Origin of the sequence: Vibrio sp. 1562, assembly GCF_033340155.1 — a bacterium.
GTDB lineage: Bacteria > Pseudomonadota > Gammaproteobacteria > Enterobacterales > Vibrionaceae > Vibrio > Vibrio alginolyticus.
On the sequence record NZ_JAWOVY010000231.1, the window covers coordinates 1 to 795 of the forward strand.

The 795-nt window shown below is 52.2% G+C and carries 1 protein-coding gene; it reads left to right on the forward strand.

Annotated elements, in window-relative coordinates:
* The coding region (locus R7Z49_RS24340; RefSeq protein ID WP_318112271.1) for an AMP-binding protein at positions 1–795 on the forward strand (795 nt) is incomplete at both ends.

The following is a 795-nucleotide window of genomic DNA, read 5'->3' on the forward strand; positions in this document are numbered from 1 at the left end:
AAAGGCGTACTTCACACAACAGGTGGCTACCTTGTTTATGCGGCCATGACGTTTAAATACGTCTTCGATTACCAACCAGGTGAAACCTTCTGGTGTACCGCAGACGTAGGCTGGATTACAGGCCACACGTACCTTATCTACGGACCACTTGCGAACGGCGCGAAAACCATCCTGTTCGAAGGTGTACCAAACTACCCGAACACAAGCCGCATGAGCGAAGTGGTCGATAAGCATCAAGTGAACATTCTGTACACCGCACCAACGGCTATTCGCGCGTTGATGGCAAAAGGCAACGAAGCGGTTGCTGGCACGTCTCGCTCAAGCCTTCGCATCATGGGCTCAGTGGGCGAACCAATCAACCCAGAGGCATGGGAGTGGTACTACAAAACGATCGGTAACGAAAATTCACCTATCGTCGACACTTGGTGGCAAACGGAAACCGGCGGCATCTTGATCGCTCCACTTCCGGGCGCGACAGATCTCAAACCAGGTTCAGCAACTCGCCCATTCTTCGGCGTACAACCTGCGCTGGTTGATAACATGGGTAATATCCTTGAAGACACCGTGGCTGAAGGTAACTTGGTAATTCTTGATTCTTGGCCAGGTCAGATGCGTACGGTTTACGGCGACCATGAACGCTTCGAACAAACCTACTTCTCAACCTTTAAGGGCATGTACTTCACCAGTGACGGTGCGCGTCGTGACGAAGACGGCTATTACTGGATCACTGGCCGCGTCGATGACGTACTGAACGTGTCTGGACACCGTATGGGCACCGCTGAAATTGAATCTGCG